At 42.1% G+C, this 2805-nt stretch carries 2 protein-coding genes; one reads left to right on the top strand and one right to left on the bottom strand.

The genetic code is table 11. The features are described 5' to 3' along the window. Positions 1 to 140 precede the first annotated feature (140 nt). Positions 141 to 1619, top strand: a complete 1479-nt coding sequence (locus U9Q18_01170; GenBank protein MEA3312971.1) for a DDE-type integrase/transposase/recombinase — start codon at positions 141 to 143, stop codon at positions 1617 to 1619. A 307-nt stretch (positions 1620 to 1926) separates the two neighbouring features. Here U9Q18_01170 and porA read toward each other — a convergent pair. Next, positions 1927 to 2805: pyruvate ferredoxin oxidoreductase (gene porA, locus U9Q18_01165; GenBank protein ID MEA3312970.1), on the bottom strand; the 879-nt coding region annotated here is incomplete at its 5' end.

Here is a 2805-nt window from a genome sequence, read left to right as displayed (position 1 = left end):
AGTATTGTCAAAAAACTTTTGCCTATCTTCTTCTAACCCACAATTTTAAAAGCAGTTATCTACTTTTTGCTTGCCTCCCCCCAGTTTTTGGTGTATAATGAAACATCAAATTCAAAAAACTTTATAAAAGGAGGCAAGCAATGAACAAAATAGATCGCTTCGTTATCTGGATATGTTCCAAATTTACTCGTGACGAAATAGAAAAAATCATTCAGGGTCTCTCCGATGTCTTGGTTGACCGTAATCCAGAAATCAAACCAAAAGACGATTTCAAACAGAAACATCCTAACTATCGTAACTTCTATGTAGACCCAAAGCCACCCTTACCTGCCCCAGAGAAAATTACCCCTAAACCAAACTGGAAAGAACTGCTTAAAGAGCATCAACAAAAACACGGTAAACCACTCGAACCGGTGAGCCCTAAAAAGCCAGAAAATAGAGTCCCAGAAAATACTGTCTGTAGAACCTGCGGCGCTCCAGCACAATATCTCTACTTCAACGACGGAAAGAAACATAACCAGGTCAGATGCAAAATCTGTTCCTCCCTATCGCAAATCCACCCACGCAACCGACGGGAGGCTAAATACCTCTGCCCTCATTGTGGCCATCCACTTTTCCTATGGAAAGAATGTAAAGATGTGACTATCTATAAATGTGACTACGATAAGTGCCCCTGCTATCTCTCCAATAAGGCAAAACTTAACCTTGCTGAAAGACTTCTCCGCAGAACCAAATCCTCTCAATTTAAACTCAGATACCAGTTCAGAGAATACCACTTCACAAATGAACAACTACAACATTCTAAACCTGAAAAGAAAGAGTGTCCAGACCTATTTAGCATCCGTAAGTCTCTTAATACCCTCTGTCTAGCCCTTACCTTCCATATCTCCCTCGGAATATCAGCCCGAAAAACTGCTTTCATCCTGCATAATGTATTCTCCCTCAACGCTTCCTACCAGACCATCCTCAACTACTCTCAAGCAGCTGCATACCATTGTCACCAGTTCAATCTTGCTTACAAGGGAGAAGTAGACGATATCCAAGCAGGTGACGAAACCTATATCAAAATCAAAGCTAAGAATGCCTTCACCTTCTTCTTTATCTCTGCCAAAAGACGGAAGATTACAGCCTACCATATCGATAGTACCAGAGACACCTTGCCAGCTACTATCGCTATGAATGAAGCTATTCGTACTTCCAGACCCGACCAGAAAATCACCCTGGTAACTGATGGTAACCCTTCCTACGCAGCAGGTATCCACTTCATCAACCAATCACACTCACCTACCCTTACTCACAAAAAGGTCATTGGACTCCAGAACCTCGACTCCGAATCCGAAGAGTACAGGCATTTTAAGCAACTCATCGAAAGACTCAATCGCACCTATAAGTTCCACACCAGAGCTGCACACGGTTTCAATTTCAACAATGGAGCAATAGCCCTCACTACCCTGTTTGTAACTCACTATAACTTCCTTCGTCCCCATCACGCTCTCAATTATTCTGTCCCTATCCCACTTCCATCCCTTCAAAACATCCCCACCATCCAAGGCAAATGGGCTAAAATACTCCAGATGTCCACTAACCTAACCACAGAATCCTGTAGAAGAGCATCTTAATTTATCCTTCCTTTCTTAAATAATAAGAGACCAGAGCACGAAAAGAGCATAATGAATCGTGTATCCCTTGATAGTAGCAAGATACTCTCCCCTTTATTAAACCAAGCCAGATACAATTTTCAAAGAATAACTACTCCTTTACCCAAAAAATATCTGTTTTCAACATCCCACCACCCATATCTGCTTTTCATATTCTTTCATATTCTATTTGACACTACCTTAATTGGTTATCGGTATTCGGTAATCAGTTGGTTAATTGGATAGTTAGTTGGTTGGTAAGAACCTAACAGCCTAACAAACTAATTCCTTATCTCTTCAATCCTATCCACACAAGGTCCTCTGGTCTGTCGCTTTCTTCTGTCCTTTTCACTATCTCTTTTATTGTCTCTGGCGTTACATCCCTACCACCAAGACCTGCAATATATCCCCATATCGGCGGTCTGTGTAAGCTGTTGTAAAGTGCAGACTTAACTTCCTCGAAAAATATACCCTCATGCCCAAATGAGATATTCCTATCAATACAGGCTACTTTCTTTGCCCCCTTGAGCTTATCCCTTACTTCATCTACAGGGAATGGCCTGAACACCCTTATCTTGAGAACTCCTACTTTCTTCCCTTTGTCTCTCAACATATCTACTGTTATCCGTGCTGTGCCTGTTATCGTTCCTGATGTTATGAGTACAATATCTGCGTCTTCACATCTGTAGTCCTCAACCAGTCCATACCTCCTGCCAAATATCTTTCCAAATTCATCATCTGCCTTTTTCCATTCCTCCCGTGCCCTATTCATTGCAGACTCAATCTTGTATCGCAATTCATAATACCACTTCGCATCTGTAAGTCCCCCAAAGGCATGTATATCTTTAGGGTCAAGTTTGTATGGCGGATTGAAGGGAGGTAGATATTTATCAACCAATTTTTGTTCTGGAATATCAACAGGTTCATATGTGTGGGAAAGATAGAATGCATCAAGAACAACCATACAGGGCAAAAGCACCTTCTCTGCAACCTTGTATGCCTGTATGACCGTATCCTGAACCTCTTGATTTGACTCACAATACACCTGCATTATCCCGGTATCCCTCTCTGAGAGTGAGTCGTTCTGGTCTGTCCATATAGACCAGGGAGGTGCCATAGCACGGTTTATGTTGCCGAGAACAACAGGAGTCCTTGCCCCCACTGCCCA

The organism is Caldisericota bacterium (assembly GCA_034717215.1).
Lineage (GTDB): Bacteria > Caldisericota > Caldisericia > Caldisericales > Caldisericaceae > UBA646.
The sequence above is the reverse complement of the archived record's forward strand: the minus strand, read 5'-3'. Positions and strand labels throughout refer to the sequence as shown.